Source organism: Vibrio sp. S/42/10 (genome assembly GCF_029890535.1).
Classification (GTDB): domain Bacteria; phylum Pseudomonadota; class Gammaproteobacteria; order Enterobacterales; family Vibrionaceae; genus Vibrio; species Vibrio cyclitrophicus.
Genome location: NZ_JAKMZC010000003.1, coordinates 19,357 through 36,950 on the forward strand (window position 1 = coordinate 19,357; position 17,594 = coordinate 36,950).

15 protein-coding genes are annotated in these 17,594 nt (G+C 43.9%); 2 read left to right on the plus strand and 13 right to left on the minus strand.

Features of this window, described 5'->3' with window-relative positions; all coding sequences use genetic code 11:
• Positions 1 to 68 precede the first annotated feature (68 nt).
• Both L8S15_RS04130 and L8S15_RS04135 read left to right on the plus strand, forming a co-directional pair.
• Positions 69 to 1,640, plus strand: a complete 1,572-nt coding sequence (locus tag L8S15_RS04130) for a LysM peptidoglycan-binding domain-containing protein (protein WP_016794908.1) — start codon at positions 69 to 71, stop codon at positions 1,638 to 1,640.
• On the plus strand, positions 1,637 to 2,323 hold the full coding sequence (locus L8S15_RS04135; RefSeq protein ID WP_010436533.1) for a YIP1 family protein: 687 nt from the start codon (positions 1,637 to 1,639) through the stop codon (positions 2,321 to 2,323). Before L8S15_RS04130 ends, L8S15_RS04135 begins: the two co-directional genes overlap by 4 nt.
• A gap of 110 nt (positions 2,324 to 2,433) precedes the next feature.
• Here L8S15_RS04135 and L8S15_RS04140 read toward each other — a convergent pair whose 3' ends face one another.
• From L8S15_RS04140 to bamA, 13 genes are all read right to left on the minus strand, one after another.
• Positions 2,434 to 3,276, minus strand: a complete 843-nt coding sequence (locus tag L8S15_RS04140) for an endonuclease/exonuclease/phosphatase family protein (RefSeq protein ID WP_280572034.1) — start codon at positions 3,274 to 3,276, stop codon at positions 2,434 to 2,436.
• A gap of 60 nt (positions 3,277 to 3,336) precedes the next feature.
• Positions 3,337 to 3,675, minus strand: coding sequence for a nitrogen regulatory protein P-II (glnB, locus tag L8S15_RS04145; RefSeq protein ID WP_004738609.1), 339 nt, complete (start codon positions 3,673 to 3,675; stop codon positions 3,337 to 3,339).
• A gap of 130 nt (positions 3,676 to 3,805) precedes the next feature.
• On the minus strand, positions 3,806 to 4,117 hold the full coding sequence (locus L8S15_RS04150; RefSeq protein ID WP_010436524.1) for a cytochrome c: 312 nt from the start codon (positions 4,115 to 4,117) through the stop codon (positions 3,806 to 3,808).
• A gap of 58 nt (positions 4,118 to 4,175) precedes the next feature.
• Positions 4,176 to 5,516, minus strand: coding sequence for a tRNA lysidine(34) synthetase TilS (gene tilS / locus L8S15_RS04155; protein WP_016787746.1), 1,341 nt, complete (start codon positions 5,514 to 5,516; stop codon positions 4,176 to 4,178).
• Between the two features lie 124 nt (positions 5,517 to 5,640).
• Positions 5,641 to 6,600, minus strand: a complete 960-nt coding sequence (gene accA / locus L8S15_RS04160) for an acetyl-CoA carboxylase carboxyl transferase subunit alpha (RefSeq protein ID WP_010436520.1) — start codon at positions 6,598 to 6,600, stop codon at positions 5,641 to 5,643.
• A 45-nt stretch (positions 6,601 to 6,645) separates the two neighbouring features.
• Positions 6,646 to 10,125 carry a DNA polymerase III subunit alpha gene (gene dnaE, locus L8S15_RS04165; RefSeq protein ID WP_010436518.1) on the minus strand — a complete coding sequence of 1,160 codons (3,480 nt, stop codon included), beginning with the start codon at positions 10,123 to 10,125 and terminating at the stop codon, positions 6,646 to 6,648.
• Positions 10,126 to 10,286: 161 nt separating this feature from the next.
• The gene (gene rnhB / locus L8S15_RS04170) at positions 10,287 to 10,907 is read right to left on the minus strand and encodes a ribonuclease HII (RefSeq protein ID WP_010436516.1); all 621 of its coding nucleotides are present in this window, start codon (positions 10,905 to 10,907) and stop codon (positions 10,287 to 10,289) included.
• A 36-nt stretch (positions 10,908 to 10,943) separates the two neighbouring features.
• Positions 10,944 to 12,140, minus strand: a complete 1,197-nt coding sequence (gene lpxB / locus L8S15_RS04175) for a lipid-A-disaccharide synthase (RefSeq protein WP_010436514.1) — start codon at positions 12,138 to 12,140, stop codon at positions 10,944 to 10,946.
• Positions 12,141 to 12,268: 128 nt separating this feature from the next.
• Positions 12,269 to 13,057: an acyl-ACP--UDP-N-acetylglucosamine O-acyltransferase gene (gene lpxA / locus L8S15_RS04180; protein WP_010436512.1), complete on the minus strand. Its 789-nt coding sequence runs from the start codon at positions 13,055 to 13,057 to the stop codon at positions 12,269 to 12,271.
• 1 nt (position 13,058) lies between these two features.
• Positions 13,059 to 13,511, minus strand: a complete 453-nt coding sequence (gene fabZ / locus L8S15_RS04185) for a 3-hydroxyacyl-ACP dehydratase FabZ (RefSeq protein ID WP_009847408.1) — start codon at positions 13,509 to 13,511, stop codon at positions 13,059 to 13,061.
• A gap of 93 nt (positions 13,512 to 13,604) precedes the next feature.
• A complete protein-coding gene (gene lpxD, locus L8S15_RS04190; protein ID WP_010436510.1) occupies positions 13,605 to 14,636 on the minus strand; it encodes a UDP-3-O-(3-hydroxymyristoyl)glucosamine N-acyltransferase in 1,032 nt (343 codons plus the stop codon).
• 6 nt (positions 14,637 to 14,642) lie between these two features.
• A complete protein-coding gene (locus tag L8S15_RS04195; protein WP_016767578.1) occupies positions 14,643 to 15,143 on the minus strand; it encodes an OmpH family outer membrane protein in 501 nt (166 codons plus the stop codon).
• A gap of 27 nt (positions 15,144 to 15,170) precedes the next feature.
• On the minus strand, positions 15,171 to 17,576 hold the full coding sequence (bamA, locus tag L8S15_RS04200; protein ID WP_010436504.1) for an outer membrane protein assembly factor BamA: 2,406 nt from the start codon (positions 17,574 to 17,576) through the stop codon (positions 15,171 to 15,173).
• Positions 17,577 to 17,594: the final 18 nt, after the last annotated feature.

Genomic DNA, 17,594 nt, shown 5'->3' on the forward strand with positions numbered 1-17,594 from the left:
AATCCATACTTGTCACTCATAGGGAGTGGCAAGTATTATCAGCAGCCGTTTATTAAAAAGGCTGTAACATGCGAGTTAAGTACAGCTGGGCTTTGGTATTACTACTTTCTGGTTGCCAATTAACTCAGTCAGAGAATCCAGACCAAGCTTCCGAGCAAACCAACACATCTCCTACTAAAGAAGTTTCTCAAACGAACGTTTCATCAGAAGCGACCAAAGAAGAATCCAAAGTTGAAGCACCTATCGTTACTCCACAAACACAAGAAGATGTTTGGAAACGCATTGCGATGCAACTTGAAATGGAAGTACCCGACGAAAAGAAAGTCGACTACTACCGAACTTGGTATCTAAAACACCCTAGTCACCTCAAAACCGTCTCACAACGTGCTGAACCTTTTCTTTATCTGATTACGACGAAGATTGAAGAAAAAGGGTTGCCATTAGAATTGGCACTATTGCCCGTTGTAGAAAGTTCTTTTGATGCGTTTGCCTACTCTCATGGCAGTGCTGCAGGACTATGGCAATTCATTTCTGGCACCGGCAAAGACTACGGGCTAGAACAGAACTTCTGGTATGACGGTCGTCGTGACGTAGCCGCTTCTACCGATGCGGCATTGGATTTCCTTTCGGACCTAAATAGACGCTTTGATGGCGATTGGAACCATGCGATTGCGGCCTACAATAGTGGTGGCGGTCGAGTAAACAGCGCAATTCGTAAGAACAAGAAACTAGGTAAACCAATCGACTTCTTCTCTCTAGATTTACCAAAAGAGACCAGCAGCTATGTTCCTAAGCTACTCGCGCTGGCTGATGTAATCGCAAATCAAGAGAAATATGGAATTGATATTCCAGCTATTCCTAACAAACCCGTATTAACTCTGGTGAACCCAGATGAACAGCTCGATCTCGCGATTGCTGCTAGCTACGCAGGTATTCCAGTTAAAGAACTGCAAGGCTACAATCCGGCTTATAACCAGTGGGCGACGGCACCAGAAAAACATCAGCAATTATTGCTTCCTCTAAGCTCTGTTGAGAAGTTCAACAAAGAAGTGACAGCTAATAAAGGCAAAGGTATGAAATTGGTGCGCTATAAAGTGCAATCTGGCGATAGCATCAGCGTACTGGCGAGTAAATACAGCACCACCAGTAAAGTGATTCGCTCTGCAAACGGGATGAGCAACAACAATATCCGTATTGGTCAGCACCTGCTTATCCCAACCTCAACCAAAGACGACAAAACATATGCACTAAGCGCTTCAAACCGCCTAGCTAACACACAGTCGAAGAGTCGCGGCCAATATAAGCTCAGTCATACAGTAAAAAGTGGTGACAGCTTATGGACGATTGCGCGCGCAAACAAAGTCTCTCACCAATCGCTGGCTAAGTGGAATGGCATGGGGCCACGCGACACACTTCGAGTTGGTCAAGAACTGGTCATCTGGAAGAATAGTTCAGACGGCTCTATCATCCGCACTGTCTTCTATAACGTAAGATCAGGTGACACAGTCAGCGGTATTGCATCAAAGTTCAAAGTAAAAAGTGCAGATGTTGTAAAATGGAACACTTTGCAGAACAAGAAATACCTACAGCCAGGACAAAAACTGAAGCTGTATGTTGATGTAACTAAGGTAAGTGTATGAACCCGTCAAGCAACCCACTCGTCATGCTGTTGGATATTTTCCGTTCACCAACGGCTTGTTTCTTAGCGCTTTATCAACGAAGTGCTTGGGGATGGCAACCCTACGTCGTATTAATACTCAGCCCATTTTTATTTTGGGGTGCCTATTTTTCAAATGTAGATTTTGCATGGTTAAGTTCAGAATTGTCACAGCAACTGGCTGAAACTAATCCTGACCAATTGGCGTTACTTGACAGCAATACTCTACTCGCGAGCGAAATCATCAGTGATGTATTTGGCCGTACACTAAGCATTGCTCTGTTGGCATTCTGGTTTAACCTCGCAACAAAGCCAAGCCAACATCAGCATAGTTACTGGAGATGGTTTGCCGCTTCATCGGTTGTGATGTTCCCTGCGGTTTTAGGTGATGTAGCAAGCTACGCAAGCCTACTCCTCAAACATGGACAGGTGATGAGCTACGCCGCTGACTTGAACAGCTTAAACGGCTTAATCAAGTTACCACTAACCAATGACTGGTCACAGTTCGCGAGCTCATTACCGCTTTTGTTACCTTGGTACATCGTGCTAGGTTATGCCGCAGTGCTGACGTGGACTGAATTTGAACGCGGACAAGCACTGGTCATCTCTGGTTTGCCATGGGTTGGTTACTACCTAATCTGGGCTCTCTACATTTTAATATTCTAAGCTTGAGTCGATAAAATAAAGGCTAGAGGATACTCACTAGTCTATTTGTTTCATTAGCTAATTATTAAAAGTAACCACTGTGCAAATAGCTAATTGCCATTGGCTTGTTACTATCTAGCCTTAAAGGTCACTCGCATTGGGTTATGATCAGAAGCGTCCGTAATGGGCGCTTTTGCTTTTTCTACCTCTAACCCTCGATAGAACACGTGGTCAAGCACCAAACCTGTCATAAACTGAGTTCGGTTATCAGGGTCAAAAACAACCTCGGTCAGACCAACTTTTTCCAACGCCTCTTTCAATACCGCAAAGCGAGCTTCGCTCCAGCTGTTAAAATCGCCAGCAAAAATGACTGGTCCGCGATATTTTTGCAGGTTATCGGTTAGGCTTTTAAGCTGAGCTTTATAATCTTCGGTGCCAAACGTAAAGTTCACGGCATGGATATTAATGACGGCAAGCTCTTCTCCATTACTTAACTGATAGCGAGACCAAAGTGCAGATTTAGGCAGTTGAAGCCAAGGCTCTTCATGAGTATATGCACAAGCTTCGATCGGTAAATGGGTCGCTAGACTAAGCACACCCGCACTTTGTTCAAAGACTTCAAACGCATTAACACGAGTACTTCCCCACTGTCCGCTTGTCACCCATTGACTAAGCTCTTTAGTTATACGTGCTTCTTGTAACAACACTAAATCACTTCCCTCCGTCAATTGATTCAGTTCATTCTGCCAGTTATTGCGGTTTTGCTTGTAGATATTCCACACAATTAGGCTCAATCCGTCTGAAACATCAATCGATTTAGGTAGTGAATTTTGATAGCAACTATAGGTATCGTTACTGGTGCTATAAGAGGAAGTAACCAGATTAGGTTTTTGAGGAATAACGAAGATAAGATGAAAACTAGCAACAACAAGTGTTATCAAAACTGCGATAACAATGATGGTTTTCTTAAACATACAACACCCACCAGAAATGAAAAAGGAGCGATAAGCGCTCCTTTTAGGGTAATCGTTTTTTTATACAGCGTCTTCGTCTTCTTCGCCAGTACGAATACGTACCACACGTTCAACATCAGTAATGAAGATCTTACCGTCACCAATCTTACCGGTTTGAGCCGTTTCGATAATGGTATCTACGCATTGATCCGCAACTTCATCAGTCACGACAATTTCTAATTTCACTTTTGGCAAAAAGTCGACCATATACTCTGCGCCACGGTATAGCTCAGTATGACCTTTCTGACGTCCGAAACCTTTTACTTCAGATACAGTCATACCTGTAATACCAACTTCTGCAAGTGCTTCACGTACATCATCAAGCTTAAATGGCTTGATAATCGCTTCAATCTTTTTCATGTTCATCCCTTAAACTGTACGAATAGCTCATTATCGGTTAGCTATTGTAAACATTCAATGAAAAAAGCCAGAGCTTTAAAGCTCTGGCTCGAAATTTATCATCTTGTTTAATTAGCGCTTTGAGGAAACTTTATTTAAGGCTTGCATAGTAAGCAGCTAGGTTCGCGATATCATCATCACTTAACATTGAAGCTTGAGCTTGCATTACAGCTGCTAAGCCGCCATTACGTTGCTTTGTTTTGTACGCGTTAATTGATGACACAATATACTGTTCATTTTGTCCCTTGAGATTCGGGTAACCGGGGATGACAGCGATTCCATCTGCACCATGACATGCTGCACAGATTGCGGCTTTAGCTTGACCTGCGGCAACATCCCCTGCCAGAGCATTACCACTCAATAGTCCAAATCCAATAACTAATCCTAGTGTAATTTTCTTCATTGCATATTCCATTAATTATTTTTATTAAAGTAACGTCAAATTGTGACACAAACTTTTTTTACTTGCTCCAAAGCGCTTCACAATCTTGACCTTCGTAGTTTTTATCTACGAATAAGCCTAAAACTGCGATCACTCGATCACCATCCATTAATATTGGTGTTCGACGTCGTAACCAACTTGGTACCTGATACTCTTGAAAGAGCTTCTTAAGCTTTCTGCTATGCCCGCGTCCAACAGGGTGAGCCGATAATCCTTCCGGATTAAAAATCACCCTTAGTGTTACGCTTTTATCCGACAAACTAAAGCTTTGCAAATCACGGTTGCTAGATACGCCCTCACTCATTGCTGAACTTAAGTGTAGCTCCCCTAAACCATCAGGCAGAACTAAGCTACCTTCCGCTGAAATATCACTTTGCCAGCTCGACAAATCTTGGGTGTCTTGTACCAAATAGAGCTGGTTATTAAAACGCCTAATCTCAACATCATTCAACACCAGCTTAGGATTGGCATCTGCCTGAGCACAGGCTACCTCATCCCAAATAAGTTTTAGCTGCTTTTGGCTCGGCATAGGTTGATTGCAATGGTTCAACCACATTCTTAGCAAGCGTGCGCGCAGTAAATCAGAATGCTGAGATAAGGCCTCAATGCTTAGGCTTAGGCTCTTATTGCCCCTCAAAGCTTGCTGAAAGTGAGACTCAAGCAGTTCATCGAGTAGCAACTCTTGTTCTGCGCACAGTTGAGCGCTGCGACTGACCGACTCTCGAAAACTAGGCCATCGTTCAATTAATGTCGGCGTAACTTGGTGACGAATAAAATTACGGTCATAGCGCAGGTCTTGATTACTCTCATCTTCGACCCAAGTTAAACCCATATTATGAGCTGATGTTTCAATATCTGAGCGGGTCACCGACAGCAGAGGACGAAGCATGAAAGCTTTCCCAAACGGCATAATATTCGCCATAGAAGAGAGTCCTTTTGGGCCACTTCCACGTTTTAACGCTAACAAGAAAGTCTCAAGTTGGTCATCAATGTGCTGACCCGTGACTAACACATCACCCGATCTGACATGCTGCTCAAAAGCTTTATATCGAGCGTCTCGCGCAAGCTTTTCAACGCTCTCGCCACTATTAAGATCTAATGATACTCGCTCTACAGCCAAAGATACCGACAACACATCACACCATGCTTGGCATCGTTCTACCCAGTAGTCGGCGTTTTCGCTTAGGCCATGGTGAACATGTACCGCACGACACTCAATGTCATGCGTTTGCGCGTACTGTGCCGCTAACTCTAACAAAACTCGAGAATCAACACCGCCACTGAAAGCCACGATCAATCTACTAGGCTTAAGTGCGCTTTGATGAAGTGCCGATGTAAAGGTTTTGATTAAGTGAGTCATGAGCGAGTGAACCATGAGAGTAGGTTTGACGGGGGTATGTTCTAATAATAAAAAAGGGTTGGTACTGAGTCCAACCCTTTCATCATCTTGTTACTTGAAGCTGCCTCATTTCAAGGCACGCTTATCAGCAGTAACCGTAGCTCATTAGACGCTGGTAACGACGCTCAAGAAGCGCTTCATTATCAAACTGCTCTAGCTCTTCTAGTTGTTTGACTAGCATGTCTTTCATGTTCTGAGCAGTTTGTACTGGATCGCGGTGCGCGCCACCTAGAGGCTCAGGAATGATTTCGTCGATAAGTTCAAGCTCTTTAAGACGAGGAGCAACTAGACCCATTGCTTCTGCAGCTTGTGGCGCTTTATCTGAATCACGCCATAGGATTGAAGCACAGCCTTCTGGAGATATTACTGAGTACGTAGAGTACTGAAGCATGTTCACGTAATCACCAACGCCGATCGCTAGTGCACCACCAGAACCGCCTTCACCGACAACGTTACAGATAACTGGTACAGATAGACCAGCCATTACCTTTAGATTTTTTGCGATAGCTTCAGATTGGCCACGCTCTTCAGCACCAACACCAGGGTATGCACCCGCCGTGTCGATGAAAGTAATAATTGGCATGTTGAAACGCTCAGCCGTTTCCATTAAGCGAAGAGCCTTACGGTAACCCTCAGGCTTTGGCATACCAAAGTTACGGATCACTTTTTCTTTGGTCTCGCGACCTTTTTGATGACCAATAACCATAACAGGACGGCCATTTAGACGAGCCATACCACCCACAATTGCTTTATCGTCAGCGTAAGCGCGATCACCCGCCATCTCTTCAAATTCTGTGAATGCATGCTCCAGGTAATCTTTGGTATAAGGACGTTGAGGGTGGCGAGCAAGTTGAGCTACCTGCCACGCACCTAAGTCACTAAAGATTTTCTGTTTAAGCTCTAAGCTTTTTTTCTCTAGTTGTTCGATTTCTTTGTCTAGATCTACCGCTGCGTCACCACCGTGACGAGAAACGTCACGTAGCGCTTCGATTTTTGCTTCAAGTTCAGCGATAGGCTTTTCAAATTCTAGAAAGTTCAGGCTCATCTATGAATCCTTGTTGATTCAGCTCCACGTTAGCGAAGCTAAATTTTAGTTAAATTCGAGTTCTACTTGGCTATTTCCAAGCAGCTGTTTTAATTCGTCTAGTAATGTATCACTTGGCGTCACACGCCATTCTGTGCCCAATGTTAACCGCGCTCTAGCGTCGGCACGTTGGTAGTATACATTGACTGGGACCGTTCCGGCTCTATAAGGTTCTAAGATTTGACCAAAGCGTTCAAAAAATTGACCATTAATCTGGGATTGATCGATAGATATCGATACCCCACGAGCATATTTTTCACGGGCGCTTCCTAAGTCCATGACCTCGCGCGCGGACATTTTAAGCCCACCGTTGAAGTCATCAAAGCTGACCTGTCCAGAAACGACCACAATTTTGTCTTTTTCGAGCAATTCTGCGTAGCGATCGAGTGCATCAGAGAACAACATCACTTCCATTCGGCCAGATCGGTCATCAAGTGTCATTAAACCGATTCGTGTACCGCGTTTCGTGGTCATGACCCTAGCAGCAATGACCAAGCCTGCAATCGTTAATGATTGGTCACGACGCGTTGGCGTAGCATCTTTCAAACGACAGCTGGTGTATTTTGCTAACTCTTTGATGTAAGCATTCACCGGGTGACCCGTTAAATACAAACCCAGTGTTTCTCGCTCACCTTCAAGCCAAACTTTTTCAGGCCATTTAGGTACTTGAGTATACTTGTGTTCAACCTCTTCTGGAGCATCAGTCAACACACCAAACATGTCGGATTGACCAAACGACTCAGCATGGTGATGTTGGCTTGCAGCCTTAACTGCATCTTTCAATGACGCCATCATCGCAGCACGGTGAGGACCTAATCTATCTAAGGCTCCAGATAGAATCAACTTTTCGATAACACGTTTGTTAACCTTCTTCAGATCAAGACGCGCACAGAAGTCGAATAAATCTTTAAAGTAACCGCCCTTATTGCGCGCTTCAATAATCGCTTCAATAGGGCCTTCACCCACCCCTTTTATCGCACCAATACCATAAACAATCGCTCCGTCTTCATCGACATTGAATCGGTATAGGCCTGAATTGATATCAGGTGGAAGAAGCTTAAGCTTCATACGGAAACACTCATCAACAAGGCCAATAACCTTCTCCGTGTTGTCCATATCTGCGGTCATTACCGCCGCCATAAATTCCGCTGGGTAGTGCGTTTTCAGCCATAGTGTTTGATAAGAAACCAATGCGTAGGCAGCCGAGTGAGATTTGTTGAAGCCGTAGCCCGCAAACTTCTCTACCAAGTCAAAGATCTTCATGGCCAATTCGCCATCAACACCGTTAGCTTCAGCACCCTCTTTAAAGGTACCGCGCTGTTTTGCCATCTCTTCAGGCTTTTTCTTACCCATCGCACGACGCAGCATATCGGCTCCACCAAGCGTATAACCCGCCAGAATCTGAGCGATTTGCATTACCTGTTCTTGATACAGGATGATGCCGTAAGTCGGTTCTAATGTTTCTTTTAACGACTCGTGTTGCCACGTTTCATCGGGGTAAGATACTGCTTCTCGTCCATGTTTACGGTCGATAAAGTTATCTACCATACCTGATTGAAGAGGGCCCGGACGGAACAAGGCCACTAATGCGATGATATCTTCAAAACAGTCGGGCTGTAGACGCTTGATCAGGTCTTTCATACCGCGAGATTCCAGCTGGAATACCGCCGTCGTTTCAGAATTTTGTAATAAGTTAAACGACGCTTGGTCATCAAGAGGAATCGACTCGATACGAACCGGATCTTTACCCTCTTTTGCCAAACGTGGATTCACTAAGCCCAATGCCCAATCGATAATAGTTAAGGTACGCAACCCCAAGAAGTCAAACTTAACCAAGCCAGCGGTTTCTACGTCATTCTTATCGAATTGCGTTACTGGGAAGTTACCTTCCGCATCGGCATAAATAGGTGCAAAGTCAGTAATCGTGGTGGGTGAGATTACAACCCCCCCAGCGTGCTTACCAGCGTTTCGTGTACAACCTTCTAGAATTCGACATTTATCAATCAGCTCACGAACTTCTTCATCACCATCATAGAGTTCAGGTAATGCGGGTTCAGCGAGGAAGGCTTTCTCTAGCGTCATACCCGGGTCAGGCGGAACTAGCTTAGAAATTCGGTCAACAAAGCCAAATGGGTGGCCTAACACACGACCTACATCTCGAATTACCGCTTTCGCTGCCATGGTACCGAAGGTGATGATCTGCGAAACAGCATCACGGCCATACATTTCTGCAACGTGATCAATGACTTGGTCACGCTTATCCATACAGAAATCGATATCAAAATCGGGCATCGATACACGTTCTGGGTTCAAGAAACGTTCAAAAAGTAGATCGTATTCAAGTGGGTCAAGATCGGTGATATCCAATGCATAAGCCACCAAAGAACCAGCACCAGAACCACGGCCTGGACCAACAGGTACATCGTTGTCTTTGGACCACTGGATGAACTCCATAACAATCAAGAAGTAGCCTGGGAACCCCATGTTATTGACAACTTCAAGTTCAATTTTGAGGCGCTCATCATACTCTGGCCTACGCTCTGCTCGGATTTTTTCGTCAGGGAATAGAAACTCTAAACGACGCTCAAGACCTTCTTCTGACTTCTTAATCAGGAAGTCTTCAATCGCTAAACCTTCGGTTGGGAAGTTAGGCAAGAAGTATTCGCCAAGGCGAACGGTTACATTACAACGCTTAGCAATCTCGACACTGTTTTCCAGAGCTTCAGGGATATCAGAGAACAACTCGCACATCTCTTCTTCGCTACGAAGGTATTGCTGTGCGCTGTAGTTTTTTGGTCGACGTGGATCAACCATTGTAAAACCGTCGTGGATCGCTACGCGGATTTCGTGAGCGTCAAAAAGATCTTCGGTTAGGAACACCACTTCATTCGTCGCAACAACAGGCAAATCTTCTTGTTCTGCCAGTTCTAATGCAAAGTGTAGGTAAGACTCTTCATCCGGACGCCCGGTACGAATAAGCTCAAGGTAAAAACGATCTGCGAAATACGTTTTGTAAAACTCAACGCTGCTCGCGACAAGTTCACGGTTACCTTTCAGTAACGCTTTGCCAATCTCACCATCTTTGGCACCCGATAAAATAATCAGGCCTTCTGCATGCTCAATTAACCATTCTTTATCGAGAACAGGTTGATGCTGTACATGACCACGAAGATAGGCCTTCGAGATCAATAAAGTAAGGTTGTTGTAACCCTTGTTATCCGTGGCCAGTATTGTCAACTTTGTTAACTCGTCACCAAATTCTGGAGACTGCATAACGAAGTCCGCACCAATAATAGGTTTAACCCCACACCCATGGGCAGTACCGTAAAACTTAACCAAGCCACAAAGGTTGGTAAAGTCGGTAAGTGCTAGAGCAGGCATACCCATTTCAGCTACTTTTTTTACTAATGGTGGCACCTTAGATAGGCCATCCACCATCGAAAAGTCACTGTGTACGCGTAGGTGAACAAATTTTGGATCTGACATTATTTTTCCTGAGTTCTAGGCTCAAGCCTAGGATTACAACTGTGTGTATTCTATTTTTTTCTGCCGCAAATAGGCAACTTTATTCGCTGCTACGTTTAAATCAATACGAAGCCCTAATCAATATAAAGCTCAAACCAATTTAAAGCGTTGGCCAAAGCACGTTAATCGATACCTAAAATACGTTTTACTGGTTTGAAGCTCTTACGGTAATGTTCGGTTACGCCGTGTTTTTCAATTGCTTCGAAATGCGCTTTAGTTGGGTAACCTTTATGTTTAGCGAAACCAAATTCGGGATGGATCTTATCAAGTTCTTCCATCTCTTGATCACGGACCACTTTAGCAATAATAGACGCCGCACTGATTTCAGCGACTCGTAAGTCACCCTTTACAATAGCCATACCGTCCATCGGCAGTTCAGGAACACGGTTACCATCGATTAATGCCATATCGGGCTGAACATTAAGTCCGGCAATGGCACGCTGCATCGCTACCATGGTTGCTTGCAGAATATTAAGTTCATCAATCTCTTGAGGAGAACAGCGACCAACAGACCACGCCAACGCTTTCTCTTTGATTTCAGGAAGTAAAGCAAGGCGTTTTTTTTCAGACAGTTTTTTGGAGTCGTTCAAGCCTTCAATTGGATTATTTGGATCAAGAATAACCGCAGCCGTCACTACATCACCAACCAATGGCCCACGTCCCACTTCATCCACACCAGCAAACAACTGGTAACCCTCAGGATACTCAAAAGGAGGAAGTTCTTTTTTCTCTTTTACTGCCATAATTATTCTCTTAGTGCTCTATAAAGCTATCAACGCTTACGCTTCAACAAATGGCTTATTAATAAGGTTCAAGACTGCATTGGCTGCTTGCTTGTCCGCGCCTTTACGAATCCAATGATGCATCTCAGTAAAGCGTTCGATCAACGCAGTATTGTCCGCTGAGAGCATTTTATCGACAGACGGAAACAAAAAGTCTGGGTGACACTCTTCAAGAATATGTTCTTTCACTATCTCTTCACCTGCCAAAATATTCGGCAATGAGACGAACTCGGTAATCGATAATTTCTTAACAATGTATCCCGTCAGTTTATTTACTTTGTAGCCAACGACCATCGGGCGTTTCAGTAACATACACTCAAGAGCAACAGTACCTGAGGCAAGCAGCACAGAATCAGCAGCGGTAATTACGTTTCTCGCGGTATCATCCACTAACGAGAATTCAAGTTCAGGTGCTGTCGATTGCCAAATGTCGGTAAACTGTTTTTTACGCTGTTCGTTAACAAGCGCAACAACAAAATTGATATCAGGGTATTTCTGTTTAATGCGTTGGCACGTTTCGATAAATGGTTGAGCAATCAAACTCATCTCACCACCACGGCTACCCGGCAATACCGCAAGCCACTGCTTATCTTGATCTAAACCTAAAAGCTCTCGAGCTTCCTGCTTATTTGGGTCCAGAGGGATAGCGTCTGCCAAGGTATGGCCAACAAATTCACAGGCAACATTATATTTATCGTAGAACGCTTTTTCGAATGGCAAGAAAGCAAGGACTAAATCAGTTGCTTTATCGATTTTAAAGATACGCTTAGGACGCCAAGCCCAAACTGAAGGGCTAACATAATGAACCGTTTTAATTCCAGCTTTCTTCAGATCTAACTCAAGTCTCAGGTTGAAGTCAGGAGCATCAATACCAACAAAGACATCTGGTGGGTTCTGTGTGAAATACTTAACCAGTTCTGCTTTCACTTTTAACAAGCGAGGTAAACGACCCAATACTTCAACTAACCCCATTACGGCAAGCTCTTCCATTTCGAAAAGAGATTCACAACCCAGAGCCTTCATCTTTGGTCCACCGATACCTACGAACTCAGCATTCGGATACTGGGATTTTATTGCTTTGATGAAACCTTCACCTAGCGTGTCTCCGGAGAGCTCTCCCACAACAATACCGACTCGCAGTGGTTCATTCGAAACAAAGTTAGAGCTATCAGTATGCGCATCTTGTTGTGCCATAATTTTCAATTCCCTTCTTGCCTAAAACAAAAAAGATCGCCTAACAAGTAGCGATCTTTTTGTTATACCAACCTGATGAAGTAATGATTGTCATACTCATGTTGACTGGTACATAACCACATCAAGTATTAACGAATAATACCGCGCTCAGAGTTCTCTAGCATTTCTAACATCGGAGTTATAGAAGTAAACTCTTTCGCCATTTCAACTAAAGCCACTTTCGCTTCTTCAAGTGTTTTGCCTGAGCGGTATAACTCTTTGTACGCTTTTTGTAATGCTCGGATTTCCGGTTTCTCAAACCCATTTCGCTTCAAGCCCACTAGGTTAAGACCAAATGGAGCAGCATGGTTGCCCTGCGCAAGCACGTACGGCAGTACATCTTGAACAACAGCAGAGCAGCCGCCAATATAAGCGTAAGCGCCGATTGAACAGAATGGGTGAATAGCAGAAAGCGCCATAACGCCAGCGTAATCGCCTACGGTTACGTGGCCACCAAGAATCGCATTGTTACCAATATGAGTATGGTTACCAACAATTACATCGTGCGCTACGTGAGCATTGACACAAAGTAGGTTGTCATCACCAATCACTGTGGTTGCTTTATCTTGAGTTGTACCACGGTGGATCTGAACTGCTTCACGGATCACATTACGATCACCGATCACAACAGTTGTGTCTTCACCGCCGTATTTCTTATCTTGGTTTTCTTCACCAATCACTGCGTGTGGGAAGATTCGATTTTGCTTACCAATTGTTGTGTGACCTTTGATCACAACATGTGACATCACTTCTGTGTCATCGCCAATAGTCACATTACCAGCAATGTAAGTGAAAGGCCCAACCGTCACGTTAGCACCGATTGTCACATCACCTTCGATTACTGCTGCCGGGTGAATTTTCGCTGTTTCATGAATCATATTAAAACTCTCTACGAGCACATTTAAGTTCAGCTGAACATACTACGACGCCGTCTACTTTAGCTACACCATTAAATGATGCGATACCACGACGCTCTTTTAAAAACTCAACTTCGATAACTAACTGGTCACCTGGCACTACAGGTTTACGGAATTTTGCTTTATCGACACTTGCAAAGTAGTAAAGCTCATTGCCAGAAGGAGCACCAAAGGATTTAAATGCCAAAAGACCTGTAGCTTGTGCCATTGCTTCTAAGATCAACACGCCTGGGAATACAGGAAGTTGTGGGAAGTGGCCTGTGAACTGAGGTTCGTTAACAGAGACATTCTTAATTGCAGTCAGTGTTTTTTCTTTTTCAAAGCTAGTCACACGATCAACCATTAAGAATGGGTAGCGATGAGGTAATAGTTCCTGAATTTCAGTAATGTTCATCGTTGTCTGTTCAGTAGTCAAAGTCGTATTCCTATATATATTCTTTATTTAATTAGAAGGATTATAAACGAAAAAGACTCGCTGTTCGCGAGCCTTTTATTAGAAATGCTGGAATTATGATTCCGCGCTCTTCTCAATAAGTTTTTCAACGGTTTTCAAACGCTTGTTCATTTCATCAATACGATGTACACGCGTTGCTGTTTTACGCCAATCTTTGTTTGGCTGTAAAGGAATACCAGAAGAGTACATGCCTTTCTCAGTGATGCTACGCATTACCATCCCCATACCAGTGATTGTAACGCCGTCAACGATTTCAATGTGACCATTAATCACGCAGCCACCACCAATGATACAGTACTTACCTATCGTTGTGCTGCCAGCGACAATAGTACCACCGGCAAGGGCAGAACCATATCCGATGTGAACGTTGTGAGCAATTTGAAGTTGGTTATCTAAGATAACATTATCTTCAATCACAGTATCGTCCAAAGCACCACGGTCGATGGTTGTACACGCGCCAATTTCTACGCGATTACCAATACGAACTGAACCGACTTGCGGAATCTTAACCCACTCGCCTTTCTCGTTTGCATAACCAAAGCCATCAGAGCCAACGACAGTGCTTGATTGGATCAAACACGCATCGCCAATAACAACCTCATGATAAATGCTTACATTCGCCCACAACTTAGTGCCGGAGCCAACCTTTGCGTTTTTACCAATAAAGCAACCTGCACCGATGACTACATCATCACCAAGTACAACGCCTGATTCAATCACTGCGTTTGCACCAATAGACACATTTTGTCCAATGGTCGCATCGCCTGAAATTGAAGCAGAATCAGCAATAGCCGCAGCTGGTGCTGGAGTAGTGTCAAGCGCTTGAGCCACTTTAGCAAAAGCAACGTAAGGGTCATTAACCACAATAACGTTGGTCTTACAAAGTTCACGCTCAGTCTCTTTGACCATAATAGCGGATGCCTTACAGTCACCTAAGTGCTTGCTGTACTTAACGTTAGAAAGGAACGTAATGTTACCTTCTTGCGCTTTATCCATAGGAGCGACTGCTGAGACGGTAATACTACCGTCTCCATGTAGCTCTCCACCGGTAATCGTTGCCAATTCGGCTAAAGTCAGGTTCTTCATAAAAACTTATTTCAGTGCTTTAATTACTTTCTCAGAGATGTTGTATTCTGGCTTACCATACTGCAGAGCTTGAATATCAACAATCATGTCGTAGCCTTCTTTCTCTGCAACTTTAGTTACAGCATCTTGAATCACTTTGAAAAGCTTCTGCTTCTCTTGCGCTTCACGACGTTGGCTTGCTTTTTCTAGTGCTTGAGCTTTGATTTTGTACTTACTGTCTAGTTGACCTACTTCGATACGTAGCTTCTCAACTTCGTCAGGACCTAACAGTTCGCCATCACGCTTAAGCTTTTCGATCTTAGTCTTAGCTTGTGCTTGAATACTTTGTAGTTCAGCCGCTTTGTCTTTGAACTCTTCCTGCATTTTTTGAAGAACAACTTCACGCTGAGGTAGAGCCTGGAATACTTGTGCAGTGTTTACATAACCCACTTTTTGCGCAGCTTCAGCCGCTGTTGCAAAGAAAGAAGAGCTAAGAACTACAAGGCCTAAACCTGCTGCTTTAATCATATTTTTCAAAATATTGTCCTTTAAATATTAGAAGGTTCTACCGATGGTGAATGTGAAGAACTCTTCATCATCACCTTCGTAAACTTTAATTGGTTTCGCTAGAGAGAAAACCAGTGGGCCCATTGGTGACATCCATTGAAGAGCGGCACCATAAGATGAGCGATAATTACTTGGATCAGAGTAATCGTAGTAATACTGACTGCCACTGTTAGGTGCGCCTCGGTCTACGAATTCTGTATCCCATACACTTGCCATGTCGAAGAAAACACTGGTGCGAATTTGACTACGCGCTTCATCAGAAGCAAACGGCGTTGGTACGATTAGCTCTAAACTAGCCAAAGCAACCGCATTACCACCTACTGAATCATCCGTAGCTGTGTCGTAAGTTGGGTTGTTACCCGTACTGCTTCCGTAAACGGCTTTCGGACCTGCCGAGTTAGAACCAAAACCACGCAGCGTAGTGAAACCACCTGCATAATAGTTCTCGTAGAATGGGAACAAGTTATCGTTACCATCCGTCTGACCATAACCATTACCATAGCCTAATCGGCCACGCATCAATAGTGTGAACTCATGCTTTTTGGTCAGCGGGATGTAATGTTTTACATCATACTGCGCTTTGAAGTACTGAGCATCAGACCCTGGTACCGTCATTTTAGCGAAAGCACGTTGGTGGTTACCCTCGGTTGGGAAGAAACCACGGTTCAAGTTATTACGTGTCCAAGAAATATTGATGTCGAAATCATCGGTCAATATGTGTTCGTCACCATATTGGTCAATACTTCTCGCAAACTGTTCAACTTGAATATAGGTCGGAACGTTACCGATCTTGTTGTGTGTATAGCCGATACCAAACTCGATACGATTCAGCTCATCGACAGGGAAGCCCCATGTTAGGCTGGTACCATAACTTTGGTTGGTATAGTCGACGATACCCGCTTCAGATGCTTCGAACTCGTTGTAGAAGATCTTACCGCCTAAACTCACACCATCAAGGTTCCAGTATGGGTCACGGTAGTCTAAGCTCACGTTCTTCTGGTAATCGTTCATCATGGCACTAACGCCAACACGGTTACCTGAACCCGCAAAGTTATCTTGTTGCAAACCAACTTGGAAACTCACGCCTGACTCAGTACCGTAACCAACACCAAAGTTGATGCTGCCTGAGTTAGCTTCTTTAACGTTGTAAACCAAATCAACTTGGTCGTCACTACCTGGGACACGTACGGTTTGTACATCCACAGTTTCAAAGTAACCTAAACGGTTCAGGCGGCTCTTACCGGTATCAATTGACTTAGAGTTAAGCCAGCTTCCTTCCATTTGACGCATCTCACGACGTAACACTTCATCTTTGGTTGAGTTGTTACCCGTAAAACGAATATCACGAACGTAGATACGACTACCCGCTTCTACATTGATCACTAACGAAACTTCTTTCGTTTCATCATCAAATTCTGGAATAGTGCGAACTTGTGGATAGGCATAGCCTGATTCACCAAGAATTCGTTTAACGTTTTCTTCAAGTGAAGTCACCGAAGAACCGTTATAAACATCGCCATCTTCAAATGGGACTAATGCGTCGAAATCTGCTTCACGACCGATCAACTCACCACGGAAAGCGACATCTTTAACGATATAGGCCTCACCTTCATCAATACCGAGCGTGATATAAACGCCTTTTTTGTCTGGTGAGATCGCTACCTGAGTAGAATCGACCTTAAATTTAAGGTAACCACGGTCAAGATAGTAAGATTTCAGAGCTTCAATATCGCCAGCCAATACTTGCTTTTGGTATTTTTCATCCGCAAGAAAGTTCCACCATGCAACATCGACATTCAAGTTGAAACGACTGAGCAAGTCAGCATCAGAGAACACTTCATTACCAATAAAGTTGATTTGCTGAATTTTAGCGGACACGCCTTCAGTAAACACAAATTTAAGGTCAGAACGGTTACGCGGCAAAGGCGTAACAACTGCTTTTACGGTTGCGTTGTATTTACCAACACTGTAATAAAAGTCTTCGAGGCCTTTCTCAATGTTACTCAGTGTTGTACGGTCAAGCGCTTCACCTTCACGAACACCAGACGCATCTAGGTTCTGTTGAAGCTGCTCTTCTTTGATCGCTTTATTTCCTGAAAACGAGATACTTGCAATGGTTGGCCGCTCTTTAACTTGAACAACTAAAACACCTTCATCACGAAGTACTTTAACGTCCTCAAAGTTACCTGAAGCATATAATGCGCGAATGATCTCAGATACATCGCCTTCATCTACTTCATCACCAATACGTACTGGCATTTTCAGTAGAGCTGCACCAAGTGCAACACGCTGTAAACCTTCGATCTTGATATCTTGAACCACAAAGTTTTGTGCTCCGTTCGCAGCCACACTAGTGGCCAATAGACTTGCGAACAGAATTTGCTTAATCGCCATACTTATTCTAATTATTCC

What these genes read in the sequence shown, in the direction of transcription:
- lpxD (WP_010436510.1), bottom strand. Translation starts at nt 14,636, where the DNA reads ATGAAGAACCTGACTTTAGCCGAATTGGCAACGATTACCGGTGGAGAG.
- L8S15_RS04150 (WP_010436524.1), bottom strand. Translation starts at nt 4,117, where the DNA reads ATGAAGAAAATTACACTAGGATTAGTTATTGGATTTGGACTATTGAGT.
- dnaE (WP_010436518.1), bottom strand. Translation starts at nt 10,125, where the DNA reads ATGTCAGATCCAAAATTTGTTCACCTACGCGTACACAGTGACTTTTCG.
- L8S15_RS04140 (WP_280572034.1), bottom strand. Translation starts at nt 3,276, where the DNA reads ATGTTTAAGAAAACCATCATTGTTATCGCAGTTTTGATAACACTTGTT.
- bamA (WP_010436504.1), bottom strand. Translation starts at nt 17,576, where the DNA reads ATGGCGATTAAGCAAATTCTGTTCGCAAGTCTATTGGCCACTAGTGTG.
- lpxA (WP_010436512.1), bottom strand. Translation starts at nt 13,057, where the DNA reads ATGATTCATGAAACAGCGAAAATTCACCCGGCAGCAGTAATCGAAGGT.
- L8S15_RS04195 (WP_016767578.1), bottom strand. Translation starts at nt 15,143, where the DNA reads ATGATTAAAGCAGCAGGTTTAGGCCTTGTAGTTCTTAGCTCTTCTTTC.
- L8S15_RS04135 (WP_010436533.1), top strand. Translation starts at nt 1,637, where the DNA reads ATGAACCCGTCAAGCAACCCACTCGTCATGCTGTTGGATATTTTCCGT.
- rnhB (WP_010436516.1), bottom strand. Translation starts at nt 10,907, where the DNA reads ATGGCAGTAAAAGAGAAAAAAGAACTTCCTCCTTTTGAGTATCCTGAG.
- L8S15_RS04130 (WP_016794908.1), top strand. Translation starts at nt 69, where the DNA reads ATGCGAGTTAAGTACAGCTGGGCTTTGGTATTACTACTTTCTGGTTGC.
- glnB (WP_004738609.1), bottom strand. Translation starts at nt 3,675, where the DNA reads ATGAAAAAGATTGAAGCGATTATCAAGCCATTTAAGCTTGATGATGTA.
- accA (WP_010436520.1), bottom strand. Translation starts at nt 6,600, where the DNA reads ATGAGCCTGAACTTTCTAGAATTTGAAAAGCCTATCGCTGAACTTGAA.
- lpxB (WP_010436514.1), bottom strand. Translation starts at nt 12,140, where the DNA reads ATGGCACAACAAGATGCGCATACTGATAGCTCTAACTTTGTTTCGAAT.
- tilS (WP_016787746.1), bottom strand. Translation starts at nt 5,516, where the DNA reads ATGACTCACTTAATCAAAACCTTTACATCGGCACTTCATCAAAGCGCA.